Raw genomic sequence first — 16,799 nt, forward strand, 5'->3', positions numbered from 1 at the left:
ATCAAGGGTTTTATGAAGCTGATAACGGGAATCGAACCCGTGACCTCCACCTTACCAAGGTGACGCTCTACCGACTGAGCCATATCAGCAAGGAACAAAAGATTTTCTTTTGTCAGCCTATATATATTATCACGTGAACTCCGTTTCGTCAAGATTTTTTTCCAATAAACTTTTTTCAAGTTTTTTCTTCACTCTTTGCAACGCATTGTCAATGGATTTTTCTGTTTTATCCAAGAGATTTCCTATTTCCAAATAGCTTCTTCCCTGCAAATATAGTGCCAACACCTTTGTTTCAAACGCACTCAATGTTTCTTGCATTTTTTTCTCCAATTGGGCTTTGCTTTCTTGTCCAATGAACATTGCTTCTGGGTTCAAAAACTCCCCTTCTTCCAACAAATCCAAATAGGTTTGCTCTGATTCATCCTCAAAAACAGGTCTATTCAATGAAACATAGGAATTGAGTGGTTGATGTTTTTGTCTGGTTGCTGACTTGATGGCTGTAATCATCTGACGGTTCACACAAAGTTCTGCAAACCCACGAAAAGATGCATTTTTTTCAGGGTCAAAATCACGAATCGCTTTAAACAAGCCAATCATACCTTCCTGCACAATATCCTCATTGTCGCCACCCACCAAAAAATAAGCACGTGATCTGGATTTCACCAATGGTTTGAATTTATCTATCAAAAATTCCTCTACTCTTGGTTTGCCTGATTGGGCAATTGCAACCAATTCTTCATCAGCCAAAGTGGTATAGGTGCGTTCTTTTGCTGCATTGACTGCTTTTGGCAAGGGTTTGCTATCCAATATGAAATTTGTCATTTCGTTCTCCGCAACGCTTCTATCCATTCCAACGCCTCCTGATCCAAGTGGTCTGCCAGCATATTGTTCTTTGGTGGTCTATTTTCAATAAATTTTTCACGTATCATTTTTTCTTCCACACGCACTTCCAATTGCAACTCACGTGCAGTCATACGCAAAGCATCTTGACCAGAAATAATCAATTGTTCCAAACCATCACCAGTTGCCACACGCACACGATAATGTTTTGGCAAAGAAGTCACCACACGTTCAATATAATGATCTGCTGTTTCTGCTTCTTTTGTATATACCACATAGATATTATGGTATGGGTATGCTTTTCCAATACTCCCTTTGACCAAATATCCATCAAACACCAAAATAATGGTTGTGTTTTTCACACCACGATAATTGGATAAAATATCCATCAATTTCAGTCTAGCACTTTCCAAGCTGACATCTTCCATCAACTCTTTCAGCTCATCCCAAGCATGGATGATATTATAGCCATCGACCAATAAAAATTCTTTTTGCAAAATCATCCCTCCTTAGGTCATATGGAATAAGTATACCACGATTTCATGAGAAAAGCAATGAAAAGCCCAGTTATTATAGAGCCCAATTTGGTGATACATGGTTGGGTAATACAAAAAACCCCAATGAAAGATAACGGGACTTGGTTTTTATACAAGATTATTTATATTTTATGTAGTACCACTAAATACAAATGTGCCACACCTATAGGACTGGACTCACTGCCAAAGATACGGTGGTCACACGTAGTGTGATTTTGCTTGCAAAATGATATCCCTTGCTCCTGCCATTATGAACAGGCACAAAACACAAGTATACAGTTGTAGGAACGATTCACGAATCGACCGAAAACCAAAGATTCTTCGTCGCTCTACTCCTCTGAATGACAGTGCGTTGGCGTATGTTTGTAGGGGATGGCGTCCCCGACATCCCGTCATAAACAGCCACTACACAAAATAAATATTTTACATAACAAACGGAGAATTTTATTATCTTTCATGTAAGCATAAAAATAAGGCGAAAAATCTCCGCCTTATCACCGAAATACTATCTTATGTACGTTCTCTAAACTGCCCACATGTACATAATTTATCATTTTTAATTTCACCAGTTATGATACATTTTCGAAATTGCCAATATACACATCTACCACATCTTTCTTGGTGATTCATAATTATATTTCCTCCATATTAAACATCAAGTTTTTCACATTGTTCCACCACATTTTTCGCATTTACTTTCCAAAACTTTCAATTTGTCAATTATAAATATCATTTTGATAATGTAATATCTTGTGGATAACTGTATCATAATAACAAATTGGGAGGTGATATGATGATTTCTGATAAAATAGTATTTTTAAGAGAACAGCACAATATGACGCAAGCATCTTTGGCAAAAACTTTAGGTATCACCCGTTCCAGTGTCAATGCTTGGGAAATGGGTATTTCTGTTCCATCTACACAATATATTGTAGAACTTTCAACATTGTTTGGTATTTCAACTGACTACCTGTTGGATATATCTAAAACAGTTACAATGGATGTATCTGGATTAAATAATGAAGATATCGAAATCTTATATATATTAAAAGAACATCTAAAAAAAAATAAAACTACGGATTAGGGGAGCATGGCTAAGCCTATTTTTCAGTTAATTTCAGCACACAAAAATAAGATGAGAATTACATTCTCATCTCAGACTGTCAAAGAACCCTATTCCGCACCTTGGAATAGGGTTCTTTCGTATAAATAACGCATATTCTACAAACAACATATACTGCTTACTACTCCATGTTGCCAGTTTTTTTAAGTTCATTGCAGCGAATTTAAGCTTCACCCATTTTGAAACCTGAGCCAAGCCTTTATGATATGTATATCGCATTGCGTGCTTCTCCTTTGCGTCTGCAAAAACCCGTTCTATGGTTTGGCTCCTCAACGCATAGGTGTCTTTTCCTAATGGAGAATGCCGCACATCCTCTGCCTTTTCTAAATATTTCCACCAGATGTGCTTGGTGACTACCTTTCTGTGGTCTTTGCTTTCGGTACACCTTGAAAGATTTTCACATTTTTCGCAAATATAACTGTAACTTTTAAATTCTCTATAGCCATCTCGATTGGTGGTTGTATATGGTAAAACGTGATATTCTGGGCAAATGATGCAGTTGTAGTATTCATCAAAAACATACTCATACCATGGTGAATTTCCTTTTTTCGTCACTGGTCTTTTGTAAGGCAAAGAGGGTATTCTTCCATCATCAAATATTTGCTTGCAAATCCATGGGGTTTTGTATCCTGCATCAGCTGTAATCACTTGTATTTCTGGATATTTTTCTGTCACTTTATGATAAACCTCATCAAATACAACACTATCATGGATGTTTCCAGGTGTTACAACGGTTTCTAATACAAAGTTATTTTTATCGCAAACGGTATGTGCACCATATGCAAAGCACTTTTTATGTTCGCCCTTATGGAACAAACCGCTGTCTGGATCTGTTGTAGAAGTGGTGATTGTTTTTGTTCTTGGAGGGTCATTTTTATCATCAAAAGGCTTTTTTCCATTATCTTCTCTGTCTTTATTGATTTCTTCAAAAAGTTGCTTTTCATACTTTTTAGCTGCAACAGGTATTTCTTTTTTGATGTTTTTCTTTAAATTTGCATTTGCCTTGATATGCGTTGCATCTATAAACACAACTTCTGGACGCAAATATCCTTTTTTCTCAACTTCACCTAAAATCCAAGCGAAAATTTTTTCTACCACTGTTTCTTTAAATCTATTGTTGAAGTTATAACTAATGGTAGCAAAGTGCGGAATACTATCATTGAGGGTATAGCCCAAAAACCAGCGATAGGCAATATTCATTTCAATTTCTTTTACCGTTTGGCGTAAAGAGCGAATTCCATACAAATGTTGGATAAACACCATTTTAAAGAGAACAACAGGGTCAACGCTAGGTCTGCCGTTGTTTGAGCAGTACAAATCTTCCACAAATGAATAAATTTCATTAAAATCTACGGCTTTATCTATTTTTCTTAATAAATGATTTTCTGGAACGAGCATATCTATGTTTATGATTTCTACTGATGTTCTTTTGATTTCTTCTTTACTCAACATTTGTCATCACCTCAACCTCATTATACCAAAAAAAGCCAGCTTATGCTGACTTTTTTGACAGTCTGAGATGAGAATTACATTCTCATCTTATCTATTTTTATATTTTATTTTTGGTATGATTCTGCCAAAGCTTTCCACATTGGCAAAGATCTTCCAATCATTTCATGGGATACACAATATGCGACACGCACATAGCCACCACAACCAAATGTTTCACCTGGAATTACAACCAAACCGAATTCTTTGGCTTTTTCAGAAAATGCAAAGGTATCTTCTTCCATAGCTTTGACAAAGAGATAGAAAGCACCTTCTGGTTTTGCACATGTGAATCCATATTCTTGCAATGCATTGTACAATAATTCTCTATTGCGATTGTAGAATTCCACATCAATAATGGTTTCGCAACACTGACCCACCACCATTTGTTGCAAAGCTGGTGCATTGATGAAGCCCAAAATACGATTTGCAGTACTCAAACCTTCTATGATTTGTGCAAAGTCTTCCACTTCTGATGGAACTGTCAAATAGCCAATGCGATCTCCTGGAAGTGACAAGGATTTGGAATAGGAATATGCCACAATTGTATTTTTGTATAGTTTTGGAATGTATGGCACCACAGCACCATCAAAGACCAATTCTCTATATGGTTCATCAGAAATTAAGTAGACGGCTCTGCCCAGTTCTGCTTCTTTTTCTTCCAAAAGTCTTGCAATTTCTTTCAGAACATCTTCACCATAGACAACACCTGTAGGATTGTTTGGATTGTTGATGATGATAGCCTTTGTTTTTTCTGTGATGGCAGCACGCACTGCATCCACATCAGGTAAAAAGCTAGGTGGATTTGGAGGCAATTCCACCAATGTACCACCATGGTTTTCTACATAAGGTAAATAATCACCGAAATATGGTGAAAAGGTAATGACTTCATCGCCAATATCAATGATGGTTTTTAGAAATGCATTCATACCACCAGCAGCACCTGTTGTCATAACAATGTTAGCACCTGTATATTCTTCGCCAAAGCGTTTGTTCAAGCTTTTGGCAACCGCTTCCCTAACAGAAGGCATACCTGCTGGATTTGTGTAGCTATGTATCAACAAAGAATCTGTATTTTGCAAAATGGAAATTGCAGTTTCGTTGACACCATCTGGTGCTTTCATATTTGGATTGCCAATGGTGAAATCAAATACATTTTCATCGCCCATTTTTGCACGTAGAATATTTGCTGCTGTAAACAAGGATGCCATCCCTGCATTTTGATCCATAATTCGTTTCATTTTATTTGAAATCATGAAAATACCTATTTTTTGCTATATTCTGCCAAAAGAAACAGCATTGCTTCTTGGTAGCCAGCAAACCCCTTCCCCATAATGGTTTTGACACATGCTTTTCCTGCATATGACACCTGTCTAAAATCTTCTCTTTGGCTAACATCTGAAATATGCACCTCAACTGTCGGCAAGTTGACTGCTTTCAGTGCATCCAAAATGGCAACACTGGTATGTGTATATGCTGCTGGATTGATGATGATACCTTCTGTACCATCGAAGAATGCACCTTGGATTGTATCCACAATTGCACCTTCGTGGTTGGATTGAAATAGCGTCAAATCCACATCATGTTCCTTTGCAGTTGTTTCCAATAGTGCAGTCAAATCGGCATATGTTTCTGCACCATATATATTCTTTTCACGGATTCCCAGCATATTGATATTGGGCCCATTGATGACTAGAATTTTCATATAATCCCACCTTAACCTTCGCTATAGCAACCGAGGAATTCCATCTTATCTGCTGAAAATTCCATTTCTTTGAGCAAAGTCAGCACTGTATCAGAGAATACAGACGCATCGATATCGAAATAGAAACGGAATTCGAAATCTCTACCACCAATGGGTCTACTTTCCAATTTGCAAAGATTCAAGTTATGGGATGCAATTTTACCAAGCATTTCATACAAAGCACCTGGTTTATGTGCCAATGTCATAATCAAGCTAATTTTGTTTGCACCAGCATAGATTTCCATATTTTTTGCAATACAAATGAAACGTGTTTGGTTGCTGACGCTATTTTGTACTGCTTCTTGCAAAATATCCATACCATACAATTTTGCACAGCCTGTAGAAGAAATTGCTGCAATATCATCACGATCAGATTCAGAAACATATTTTGCTGCTGCTGCTGTATTTGCAAACACAGTCACCTTTGCATTTGGGAAACTTTTCAGGAATTCGCTACATTGACGCAATGCTTGTTCATGGGAAATGATTTCTTTGATATCAGATCTTTTGACACCTTTTTTCACCACCAACGCATGATTTACATTGAGTTTCAAGCTTTTTACAATATAGAATTTATGGCTTGCCATCAAGTCATATACTTCCAAGACAGAACCTGCACTGCTGTTTTCAATGGGCAATACACCATATTGACAAAGACCCTTTTCCACTGCATTGAACACACCTTCAAATGTGCCAAAGTGCATTGCATTCGCCATAGGGAATAATTTATCACAAGCTCTTTCTGCATAGGAACCTTCCACCCCTTGACAAGCAACTGTTGCTTTTCTTGGGAATAGCATCTTCATATCTGCAATGCTCTCCTTGATATCTGTAGTGAGTTCTGTGTCATTGATGAGGATACCAGCTTGGTGGCTTTTGCTCACTTCAAACAAAGTGCGATACAAACGATTTGCATACATTTCAAACTCTTCACCAGCCATATCCATAATGCGATTCATAACATCTTTTTCACGTCGCATATCGGAAATGGGAATGCCTTCTTTGGATTTTTGTTCTGCAATTTCAGATGCAATTTTCATACGCTCCACAAACAATTCCACCAAAGCACTATCTACATCATTCATTTGTCCTCTTAATTTGTCCAAACTCATTGTTATTTCCTCCTAATCACATACCCCTATTTGCCATACAGTACAAATCCAATAAACCAATTGCAACTGCCGCTTCTACACACGGCACTGCTCTTGGTACAATACAAGGATCGTGTCTACCTTTGACTTCCAATGTTGTTTTGTTTTTTATTTTCAAATCTATGGTTTCTTGTGCTTTGCTAATGGATGGCGTTGGCTTGAATGCCACACGCACCGTCAATGGCATACCACTGGAAATCCCTCCAAGACTACCACCATGATGATTGGTTCTGGTTTTGACTTTTTCATCTTCCATATAAAAAGAATCGTTATTTTCAGAGCCCCAAAATTCTGCTACACCAAAGCCTTCACCAAATTCTACACCCTTTACTGCTGGAATTGCAAATAAAATTTGTGACAATTTACTTTCCAATCCATCAAACATCGGTTCTCCAATGCCAACAGGCAAGCCAATGGTTGCACATTCCACAATACCACCAACAGAATCGCCTTCTGCTCTGGCAGATGCAATTGTCTCTCTCATAGCTTCACCAGCTGCATCATCTTGTACTGGAAATTCTTTTTGAATCACTTGCTGCAAATTTTCTTTTGTGATACATATATCATCAAATGGAATATCTTTTTTACCACCAATTGCGAAAATATGACCACCTGTATGAATGCCACGTCTTTCCAATATTTGCATACACACTGCACCTGCAAAGCAAAGTGGAGCTGTCAAACGTCCTGAGAAATGGCCTCCACCTCTATAATCTTGGAAACCTTTGTATTTCACTTCTGCTGTGAAATCTGCATGTGCTGGTCTTGGTTTGATTTTCAATTCTGAATAATCTTTGGAGCGTGTATTTGTATTTTCTATGATAGCACAAATAGGCACACCACATGTTTTTCCTTCAAATAAACCAGAAAGCACACGTACCTGATCTGCTTCTTTTCTAGGTGTAGAATATGCATTTTTACCTGGTGCTCTACGATCCAAGAATGCTTGTGCCACTTCCAAATCAATAGATTCTCCTACTGGAAGTCCTTCTATGATCACACCAATGGCTTCTGAATGTGATTGACCAAAAATGCTGATTTTCACTGCATCACCAATGCTAGATGACATCTGCTACACCTCCTAATTTGACAAATTCGCTGAAGAAGTTTGGATAGGATTTTGCAACTGCTTCTGCACCTTCAATGATAATGGGTACATGAAGCACTGTAGCTGCAACTGCCAATGCCATTACAATTCTATGGTCGTTATATCCATCTACATGCACCACTGCATTTGGTGGATTCACTCTACCTGTGATGTAAATTTCTTCTTCTTTTTCTTCTACAGACACACCCATTTTGCTCAGTCCATCTGCCATTGCTTGCAAACGATCGCTTTCTTTGATACGCAGTCTGCCTGCATTGTAAACCTTTGTTGTGCCTTCTGCTGTTGCTGCTGCCACACATAAAATAGGTACCAAATCCGGAATTTGTCTGGCATCAATGTCAATTGCTTGCAAGCCATCTAGATTTGGTGAAATATGAACACCAACTTCTTCCCAAGTAACTGTAGCACCAAATGCTTCCATCAAAGAAAGAATTTCCATATCCCCTTGTGTGGAATCTTGTTTCAATCCTGTACAAAGAATTTCTTTACCACAACCGCCTGCCACACACCAAAATGCTGCACCAGACCAGTCACCTTCTACAAAGATTTCTTCCTTTGCACTATATGTTTGATTTCCTTTTACAAAGAAACCATAGTCTGTTTCTTCTATAATAATACCAAAGGTCTCCAATGCTTCTAAAGTCATGTTGATATACCCTCTGGATTCCATTTCTGTGGTCAAATGAATTTCACTATCACCATCTAAAATGGGTAATGCAAAGAGCAAACCTGTGATGAATTGTGAACTGACATTTGCTGGCAATGTGAAGATACCACTTTCCAATTGTCCTGAAATTTCCAGTGGTAAATGATTTTCTTCCACAGCAACACCTTTTTTACGCAACTCCACAAGCAATACATCCAGTGGACGTTCAGGCAATCTGCCACGACCTTCCACAACCACATGACAACCAAGAGCAGATACCAATGGAATTAAAAATCTGAGTGTAGAGCCACTTTCACCACAGTCCAGAACTGCCACTTTTGCAGCTTCTTTGATGGGTTCAATTGCAACTCGATTGCCTTCTTTGACAATATGTGCACCCAATGCATTCAAACAGTTTTTGGTGACTTCCATATCATCAGACCAACCGTTGACCACAATGGTAGATGCTTCTTTTGCAAGTGCTGCACCAATCAACAAACGATGTGCATGGGATTTGGAAGATATGACATCCACATTGCCTGTCAACATACCTTTTCCAATTTGAACGTTCATATCATACCTCCACTCTTGCTTTTTGTAACATTGGTTCAATTTCTTCGATTGCTATTTTTTCTATGATGCAATGTCCAATTGTTTCTGGAATGACAAAGTTAATGGTTTTGCCTTTTCGTTTTTTATCCATATAGGCACCCTTTGCAATGGCTTCTGTTGTCATATCCACTTCATAGGGTAAGTCATTTGCAATCAATGCTTCTTTTATGGTTTTGGATAAACCAGCTTCTGCAATGCCTTTGGATTCTGCAATTTGTGTAATGAGATGCAATCCAATTGCCACTGCATGTCCATGGGAAATGGTGAAATTGCTTAGTTTTTCAATGGAATGTCCTAAAGTATGTCCCAAATTCAAAAGTTGACGTTCTCCATGATCAAACTCATCACGCATCACCACATCTCGTTTCATGGAAACACAGATTTCAATAAGTTCTTCCAATTCTTCCATATAATTGCCTTTTGCCATTCTTTGGAACAACTCCGGTTCTGAAATAACACCCGCTTTCAGCATTTCTGCCACACCATCAGAAAAAGTGGTTTTGGGCAAAGATTGCAATGCATTGGTATCACACAATACCAAAATAGGTTGATGGAAGGCACCAGCCATGTTTTTACCACCCACCAAGTCAATTGCTGTTTTGCCACCTACAGAAGAATCCACAGATGCCAATAAGGTTGTAGGCACTTGTACAAAATCCATACCACGTTGGTATACTGCTGCTGCAAAACCAGCCATATCCCCAACAACACCACCACCAAGGGCAACCACCACATCATGTCTGGTGATTTCTTCTTCTGCCAAGAATTCTAAAATTTCTGAAAGTGTTTGGATGTTTTTGGAACCTTCACCTGCTGGAAATGTAAACTGACATATTTCAAATCCCGCTTCTTCTATAGAAGCAATTGCTCCTGCACCATATAATTTTACAACGGTGCTATCTGTAATCAAGGCTATTTTGCAGTTGGAAATCCTTTTTTTCAGTTCCTGACCCAAGGTTTGCAACAAGCCTTTTCCAATCAAAATATCGTATTCTTTTGCTGTTTTGACAGTCACCGTTTTCATCATATTACCTCACTCAAATTCTTTGATTTCATCTACAGCCAAACGTTTTTCTTTACCATCTTTCAACATTGCTTTCAATTTCACATCGTGTTTGTCACGAATGACATTACTAAATCTTTGGAGTCTGGTCACCAATTCATCAATTTCATCTGCCAACAACTCGCTATTTGCTAGGAACAATTCTGTCCACATGGTTTCGTTCATTTTTGCAACCCTTGTCATATCATGGAAACTACCAGCAGAAAATCCTTTGAAATTTGGAGACAAAGAGCTTTTGATGTATGCACTGGAAACCACATGCGCCAATTGTGAAGTATAGGCAATCATTTGGTCATGTTCCTTTGGTGTTGCCACTTGCATTCTTGCAAAACCAAGTTTTTTGAAGAAGATGCTCAAATCATTCATAGGTGCAATATCTGTTCCTGTATAAGGTGTCAAAACCATGCTGGCACCATTGAACAAATCTGCTGTGGAATAGGTGAATCCACTTCTCTCCAAACCAGCCATTGGATGTGCTCCACAGAATAGGAATCCATTTTCTTTGGCAATGGGCTCCACTGCATCACAAACCAATTGTTTGACACCAGCACAGTCCACAACCACACTACCTTTTTTGAAATCCTTTGCATATTTTTCAATATATGCCACAGTTGCGCCAGGGTAAATTGCAATGATGGTCAAATCGCAATCAGTTGGATTGCCTTCTTCCAGAATACCATCTACAGCACCCACTAACTTTGCATTGCTTCTAATTTTATCTGACATATCCCAAGCAAACACTTGATGATCTGTTTTTTCTTTGATTGCTTTTGCCATGGAACCACCAATGAGCCCCAAACCAATTACACCAACCTTCATGGTGTCACCTCTTTCTTCTATATATACTCGGGCGACCACACAGGGTCGCCCCTACAATTCTCTGCTTCTATTGATTAATATTCGTATTTTGCTGCAAATGGACGAACTGCATATACCGCTTTTGACAATTCATCGAAAGCATCTGGTGTCAAGGATTGTGGACCATCGCAAAGTGCTTTTGCTGGATTGTTGTGCACTTCAATCATCAAACCATCAGCACCAGCAGCAGTTGCAGCAATTGCCATTGGTTCTACCATGTAGGAGTAACCCAAAGCATGACTTGGATCCACAACAATTGGAAGATGAGTCAATTTTTTCACCACTGGAATTGCACCCAAGTCCAATGTATTTCTAGTTCTGGTTTCAAATGTACGAATCCCTCTTTCACAAAGAATGATGTTTTGATTACCACCAGCCATAATGTATTCTGCACTCATCAACCATTCATCAATTGTGTTTGCCAAGCCTCTTTTGAGAAGGATGACTTTATCTGTTTTGCCAAGTTCTTTGAGCATTTCAAAGTTTTGCATATTTCTAGCACCAACTTGGATCACATCTACATTTTCAAAAAGTGGCAAATGCACTGCATTCATGATTTCTGTTACAATTGGCATTCCTGTTTCTTTTTTTGCTTCCATCAACAAATCCAAACCATCGCTACCCATACCTTGGAATGCATATGGAGAAGTTCTAGGTTTGAAAGCACCACCACGAAGCAAGTTTGCACCAGCAGCTTTTACACGTCCAGCAACTTCAATGATTTGTTCTCTGGATTCTACAGAACAAGGTCCTGCAATGATTTGGAAATTGCCACCACCAATTTTGATACCATTGATATCTACAACCAAGTCTTCGTTATGGAATTTTCTATTTGCATTTTTGAAAGGTTCTTGGATTCTTTGTACATTTTCTACAATATCCAAAGAACGAAGCAAATCCATGTCTACCATAGATGTGTCACCCACCAAACCGATAATTGTATGGCTTGTACCTTCAGAAATATATGTACCAATATTCATGCCTTGTAACCAAGATTTCAAGTTTTCAATTTGCTCTGCTTTTGTACCGCTTTTCAATAATACTACCATTTTGTTATCCTCCTCTAATATGCTTCTCTTTTATATGAATTTCAATTTAGATACATCCTTAACTTGAGCTATGATATAAAAAAGACCCCACAGCGAATTCCACTGTGAGGTCCTAAGTAAGCCTTCATTAAGAAAAAACAATCAAACAAACCGTCTTCTCTTACAGTAAAATTCTCTTTGAATTTCTGAAAACACGGCTAAAGTAAAACCAATATGTAGTTGTAGTTACTGAAATCTGATTCATGGTAAGCTACCTCTCTACTCGATGTCTGATTTGTATTTTTTCATATACTAACACAAAGAAATCAATCTGTAAAGCATTATTTTTGAATATTTTCCTTTTTCTTGAATCTTAACACGTTCTTTACAGAGAAAACCTTTGTTTTGCTACTGTGGACAAATTTCATTTCGTTGACAAAATTCCTTGTAATATAGACACTTTTGGGTATTTTACATATAATTAACTCACTATTTATGTCCGTGTGTTGACATGTACAATCTTATCCGTTATAGTATCTCTATCTCTTGAAAATTTATAGAAAGAAGGCTTATTTATGGAACAAAAATTTGCAAAACAATGGATTGCACATTTACAAAAATCCACTTTGATCTGTGGGTATCGCTCACAAAAAATGATTACTGATATCGAAAAATTTGGTGGTGTGCAAACTGCCAAACGTGTCTTAAAACGAAATGGTGTTTCTGAAGATTTCCAGTTGCTTGCCAAAAAGAAACAATTGGCATTGTCTATGGAAGCTCTGATTACTTCTGGTGCATTTTCTTCTTTGTTTGATGATGAAGAAGTGAACCAATGTTTTGAGAATCTGTGTGAATATGGATATTTTTAACATTCTAGTGAAAGATACACAGGCTTTTGTACTCTGTTGCAATTCATTGTAGAGTGCATATTTTATGCGTATAGAAAACGAAATGCATACAATGCATTCCCTACGTCGCAGTAATATAATTAAGTCTGGTTATCTTGAATTGGTTATTTTAAATTTGAATGTTGGATATGAAACCCATCATCAACAGCTATTTGGCAACATTATTTTTTACTAGGAGGCTTTTATGGTTAGAGTTGTAGCAGCAATGCTTTGTGAAGAAAATCGTTTTTTGATTTGCCAACGTCCACCACACAAAACACGTGGTTTGCTTTGGGAATTTGTTGGTGGCAAAGTGGAAGCTGGAGAAACAGATGAAGTGGCGTTGAAACGTGAATGTATGGAAGAATTGGGTGTTGAAATTGCAATTGATGAATATCGCACCAGCCAAATACACGAATATCCAGATATGACCATTGAATTGGTTTTGTATCGTGGACATGTTATAGAAGGGGAATTGCAACAATTGGAACATGCAGATCTGCGTTGGATTCCTGTGGAAGATATTCCAAAATACACCTTCTGTCCCGCTGACATTGATATTATGGAGTATTTGTACAAAAACGGATTGTACAACACCGATGCACAATAATTGAGGAGAATTTATGCAACCAATCAACATGCAACAAGAATTTAAAAAATATGTAATCCCATCTATGCTGACTATGGTTTTGCTTGGTTTTTATGGAATTGCCGATGGTTTTTTCATTGGACAAGTAATGGGTGATGATGGTTTGGCTGCCATTAATATTGCCTGGCCACTGCTCTGTGTCATTTCCTCATTAGGTGTTGGAATTGGTACTGGTGGTGCAATTGTCCTTTCTTTGAAAAAGGGTGCTGGTAAAGAAGAAGATGCAAACAAAACAATTGGCAATACCATTTTATTGCTTTTGGGTGCTTCTATACTGTTTACCATCCTATACTATTGTTTCAGTTCAAAACTCCTTCATCTTTTGGGTGCTGAAGGTATTTTATATGAATATGGTTATGGCTATATGCGGGTCATTACCTTTGGTGCATTTTTCCAAATTATGGGTGCAGGTTTGTCTCCAATCATCAAAAATCTTGGCAAACCAGTGCTTGCTATGAATATGATGATTGTAGGACTTGTGGTCAATTTGATTTTGAATTATGTGTTCCTATATCATTTCCATATGAACATTGATGGGATTGCCATTGCAACTTGTATTGGACAAGCCATTGTTTCCTTCATTGCGTTTTATACCATTTACAAAGAAGGATTCAAACCTTCATGGCTTACATTGGATCAAAAAATCTGCAAACACATTGCAACCATTGGTATTTCTCCATTTGGTTTGACGGTAACACCTGCTTTTGTCATTGTATTCACCAATTGGCAAGCTTTGGCTTATGGTGGCAATGCTGGCGTTGCAGTGTATACCATTGCATCCTATGCTTCATATGTGGTGTATAGTTTGATGCAAGGTTTGGCAGATGGGATTCAACCCATTTTGAGTTATTGCAAAGGTGCTGGTGAAGAAAAGCAAATTTCCACTGTATTGCAAAAGGCTTTTCTTTGGTCTGGTGTGCTTTGTGTGATTTTTATGTTTTCTTTGTACCATTTCCGTTATGATTTCCCTGTTTTTTATGGTATGGCACATGAAACTGCAACAGAAGCAATCCCTGCAATGGCTCTTCTTGTATTTGCTGTACCATTCATTGCTGTGGCTCGTATTTTTTCAGCTTATTTTTATGCACTGGATGAAGGTACCTATGCTTCCATTTTGGTATATGCAGAACCCTTTGTGTTTACACCACTATTCCTTTATTTCTTGCCAATGAAATGGGATTTGGTTGGCATTTGGGCTGCTTATCCATTGACACAATTTTGCTTGGCTGTGTTGGCTTGTGTATTGGTCAAACGCAAATCACGTAAATTTAGCCTATAACACAAAAAAGCATCTTCTAGCTTGTATACTAGAGGATGCTTTTCTTTTTAAAAATTGAAATCGTACCAATCCCAATCTGTACTCATAATTTGTTCCAAATCCTGCTCTACTTCTTTCTCCAATTCAAAAACCACTTCAAATTCATGGTAACGTTCCCCTTCAATGGTTGCAATTCCAGAAAGGGTGAATTGTTTACCATCACCTTCTGCATATTCTGCTTCTAAGGTCAAATCGTCTTCTTCCAAATAAATTTTATGTAGTTCTTTTGCTTTTTGTTCTTCTGAAAAATATAATTTCATATCTATCCTCCTACTATTTCCATGTATTTATCCTATTGGAATATATGGAAACCATTTCATACATTATGTTATTTTTATTTTATCATCATCCAGATATAGTTACAAGATTTTTTTATACAAGCCTTCACAAAAACATGTTTTTGTTGTATACTGAATAAATAGTGTATCAATTTATATACTATTTTGTAAATAATCTTATGTATAGGAGGCGCTTTCATGTATTACATTGTACTCGATTTGGAATTCAATCAATCATATCCATTCAAAAACGGAAGCGTTGTGCCTCCACTTCCACAATGCCCTTTTGAAATCATCCAAATTGGTGCTGTCAAATTGAATGAAGCATTTGAAATCATAGAAGAATTTGATGCTTTCATCAAACCAGAAATTTATCCTAGATTACATCCTTATGTAGAAAAAATTACAGGTATCAAGGCAGACCAACTTGCTGATAAAGCTTCTTTCAAATCGGTTTATGCTGATTTTACAAATTTTATTGGTACAAAAGATGCGATTCTTTGTACTTGGGGCAATGATGATATCAAAGCTCTGTTCCGTAACATTCTACACCATAAATTAGATCCTGACCAAATCACACAAAAATATATCAATGTGCAAACCCATGCAAGCACCTTCCTCAAACATGAAAAAGGCAAAGCAATCGGTTTGAAAAATGCAACTGTTGAATTGGAAATCGAAACAGATATTCCATTCCACAACGCTTTGTGTGATGCCATATATACCGCTAAGGTGTTTGCTTTGGTGCACCCAGAAGAAATTACACCTTCTCACTTCAGACCATTGACTTTATTGGTGAATACCACAAAAGCACCAAAAACCAATACACCAGCTCTGTTGCAACATGTTTCTGATGTTATGGAGCGTGAATTGACTGCTGAAGAACGTAAACTCATCAAAATGGCATATGTTCTTGGACGTGCACATGCATTTGATGCTTCTGTTGTAAAACGTAAAAAATAAAATATCGCCAGATAAAAATGGAGTAGCCACCTAAGATGACTGCTCCATTCTTTTTATTCCATAACTTTGATTTCAATCCCTGCTTCTTCTAAGATGCTACGTGACAAAACATCTGGGTATTCACCCTTATGTACAATTCTTGTAATACCTGCATTGATGAGCATTTTGGCACAAATAACACATGGTTGCAGTGTGATATAAATGGTTGCACCTTCTGTGGTATTACCTAATTTTGCTGCTTGTATAATGGCATTTTGTTCTGCATGTAACGCTCTACACAACTCATGACGTTCTCCTGAAGGAATCCCCAAACGTTGTCTTTCACACCCACCCAATTCTGTACAGTGTTTCAAGCCTGATGGTGCACCATTGTATCCTGTTGTCAAAATACGGTTGTCCTTCACTATGACAGCACCTACTTGTCTACGCAAACAAGTAGATCTTGTTTTTACTATTTCTGCTATTTCCATAAAATATTCATCCCAACTGGCACGCATATAAATCCTC

The 16,799-nt window shown here is 37.7% G+C and carries 18 protein-coding genes and 1 tRNA gene; 5 read left to right on the plus strand and 14 right to left on the minus strand.

All coding sequences use genetic code 11. From position 1 onward, the window contains the following. Positions 1 to 16 precede the first annotated feature (16 nt). From MJY40_RS08460 to MJY40_RS08470, 3 genes are all read right to left on the minus strand, one after another. Positions 17 to 89, minus strand: a tRNA-Thr gene (locus tag MJY40_RS08460). A gap of 40 nt (positions 90 to 129) precedes the next feature. Next, entirely contained in the window at positions 130 to 849 is a 720-nt protein-coding gene (gene sigH, locus MJY40_RS08465) for an RNA polymerase sporulation sigma factor SigH (protein WP_331488156.1), read from the minus strand. Next, entirely contained in the window at positions 819 to 1,343 is a 525-nt protein-coding gene (locus MJY40_RS08470) for an NYN domain-containing protein (RefSeq protein WP_416387483.1), read from the minus strand. Before MJY40_RS08470 ends, sigH begins: the two co-directional genes overlap by 31 nt. 823 nt (positions 1,344 to 2,166) lie before the next feature. Between MJY40_RS08470 and MJY40_RS08475 the strand changes: the two genes are divergently transcribed. Continuing rightward, positions 2,167 to 2,460, plus strand: coding sequence for a helix-turn-helix domain-containing protein (locus tag MJY40_RS08475; protein ID WP_317853810.1), 294 nt, complete (start codon positions 2,167 to 2,169; stop codon positions 2,458 to 2,460). A 66-nt stretch (positions 2,461 to 2,526) separates the two neighbouring features. On the opposite strand, the gene MJY40_RS08480 is transcribed toward MJY40_RS08475, so the two are convergent. The 9 genes from MJY40_RS08480 to aroF all read right to left on the minus strand — a co-directional run bounded on the left by MJY40_RS08480 (position 2,527) and on the right by aroF (position 12,218). Beyond that, positions 2,527 to 3,951, minus strand: a complete 1,425-nt coding sequence (locus MJY40_RS08480) for an IS1182 family transposase (RefSeq protein WP_317853811.1) — start codon at positions 3,949 to 3,951, stop codon at positions 2,527 to 2,529. Between the two features lie 104 nt (positions 3,952 to 4,055). Further along, positions 4,056 to 5,243 carry a pyridoxal phosphate-dependent aminotransferase gene (locus MJY40_RS08485; protein ID WP_317853812.1) on the minus strand — a complete coding sequence of 396 codons (1,188 nt, stop codon included), beginning with the start codon at positions 5,241 to 5,243 and terminating at the stop codon, positions 4,056 to 4,058. 8 nt (positions 5,244 to 5,251) lie between these two features. Then, positions 5,252 to 5,692: a type II 3-dehydroquinate dehydratase gene (aroQ, locus tag MJY40_RS08490; protein WP_317853813.1), complete on the minus strand. Its 441-nt coding sequence runs from the start codon at positions 5,690 to 5,692 to the stop codon at positions 5,252 to 5,254. Positions 5,693 to 5,703: 11 nt separating this feature from the next. Beyond that, a complete protein-coding gene (locus MJY40_RS08495; RefSeq protein WP_317853814.1) occupies positions 5,704 to 6,843 on the minus strand; it encodes a bifunctional chorismate mutase/prephenate dehydratase in 1,140 nt (379 codons plus the stop codon). A 16-nt stretch (positions 6,844 to 6,859) separates the two neighbouring features. After that, on the minus strand, positions 6,860 to 7,951 hold the full coding sequence (gene aroC / locus MJY40_RS08500; RefSeq protein WP_317853815.1) for a chorismate synthase: 1,092 nt from the start codon (positions 7,949 to 7,951) through the stop codon (positions 6,860 to 6,862). Beyond that, entirely contained in the window at positions 7,941 to 9,209 is a 1,269-nt protein-coding gene (aroA, locus tag MJY40_RS08505) for a 3-phosphoshikimate 1-carboxyvinyltransferase (protein WP_317853816.1), read from the minus strand. The genes aroC and aroA overlap by 11 nt, the downstream gene beginning before the upstream one ends. A 1-nt stretch (position 9,210) precedes the next feature. Continuing rightward, positions 9,211 to 10,275 (minus strand): 3-dehydroquinate synthase, encoded by a 1,065-nt coding sequence (aroB, locus tag MJY40_RS08510; RefSeq protein WP_317853817.1) that lies wholly within the window; start codon positions 10,273 to 10,275, stop codon positions 9,211 to 9,213. 6 nt (positions 10,276 to 10,281) lie between these two features. Next, a complete protein-coding gene (locus MJY40_RS08515) occupies positions 10,282 to 11,130 on the minus strand; it encodes a prephenate dehydrogenase (protein WP_317853818.1) in 849 nt (282 codons plus the stop codon). Between the two features lie 74 nt (positions 11,131 to 11,204). Further along, positions 11,205 to 12,218 (minus strand): 3-deoxy-7-phosphoheptulonate synthase, encoded by a 1,014-nt coding sequence (gene aroF / locus MJY40_RS08520; RefSeq protein WP_317853819.1) that lies wholly within the window; start codon positions 12,216 to 12,218, stop codon positions 11,205 to 11,207. 554 nt (positions 12,219 to 12,772) lie between these two features. Here aroF and MJY40_RS08525 point away from each other — a divergent pair. The 3 genes from MJY40_RS08525 to MJY40_RS08535 all read left to right on the plus strand — a co-directional run bounded on the left by MJY40_RS08525 (position 12,773) and on the right by MJY40_RS08535 (position 15,012). After that, positions 12,773 to 13,066, plus strand: a complete 294-nt coding sequence (locus tag MJY40_RS08525) for a hypothetical protein (protein ID WP_317853820.1) — start codon at positions 12,773 to 12,775, stop codon at positions 13,064 to 13,066. Between the two features lie 223 nt (positions 13,067 to 13,289). Continuing rightward, positions 13,290 to 13,694, plus strand: a complete 405-nt coding sequence (locus MJY40_RS08530) for a (deoxy)nucleoside triphosphate pyrophosphohydrolase (protein WP_317853821.1) — start codon at positions 13,290 to 13,292, stop codon at positions 13,692 to 13,694. 13 nt (positions 13,695 to 13,707) lie between these two features. Then, a complete protein-coding gene (locus MJY40_RS08535; protein ID WP_317853822.1) occupies positions 13,708 to 15,012 on the plus strand; it encodes an MATE family efflux transporter in 1,305 nt (434 codons plus the stop codon). A gap of 47 nt (positions 15,013 to 15,059) precedes the next feature. On the opposite strand, the gene MJY40_RS08540 is transcribed toward MJY40_RS08535, so the two are convergent. Next, the gene (locus tag MJY40_RS08540) at positions 15,060 to 15,311 is read right to left on the minus strand and encodes a hypothetical protein (RefSeq protein WP_317853823.1); all 252 of its coding nucleotides are present in this window, start codon (positions 15,309 to 15,311) and stop codon (positions 15,060 to 15,062) included. Positions 15,312 to 15,527: 216 nt separating this feature from the next. Between MJY40_RS08540 and MJY40_RS08545 the strand changes: the two genes are divergently transcribed. Continuing rightward, the gene (locus MJY40_RS08545) at positions 15,528 to 16,292 is read left to right on the plus strand and encodes a 3'-5' exonuclease (protein ID WP_317853824.1); all 765 of its coding nucleotides are present in this window, start codon (positions 15,528 to 15,530) and stop codon (positions 16,290 to 16,292) included. A gap of 53 nt (positions 16,293 to 16,345) precedes the next feature. Here the strand turns inward: MJY40_RS08545 and MJY40_RS08550 are convergent, their stop codons facing one another. Next, complete coding sequence (locus MJY40_RS08550; protein ID WP_317853825.1) at positions 16,346 to 16,789, minus strand: deoxycytidylate deaminase; 444 nt, start codon at positions 16,787 to 16,789, stop codon at positions 16,346 to 16,348. Positions 16,790 to 16,799 lie beyond the last annotated feature (10 nt).

The sequence above is a fragment of the Chakrabartyella piscis genome (assembly GCA_030067835.1).
Classification (GTDB): Bacteria; Bacillota; Clostridia; order Lachnospirales; family Anaerotignaceae; genus Chakrabartyella; species Chakrabartyella piscis.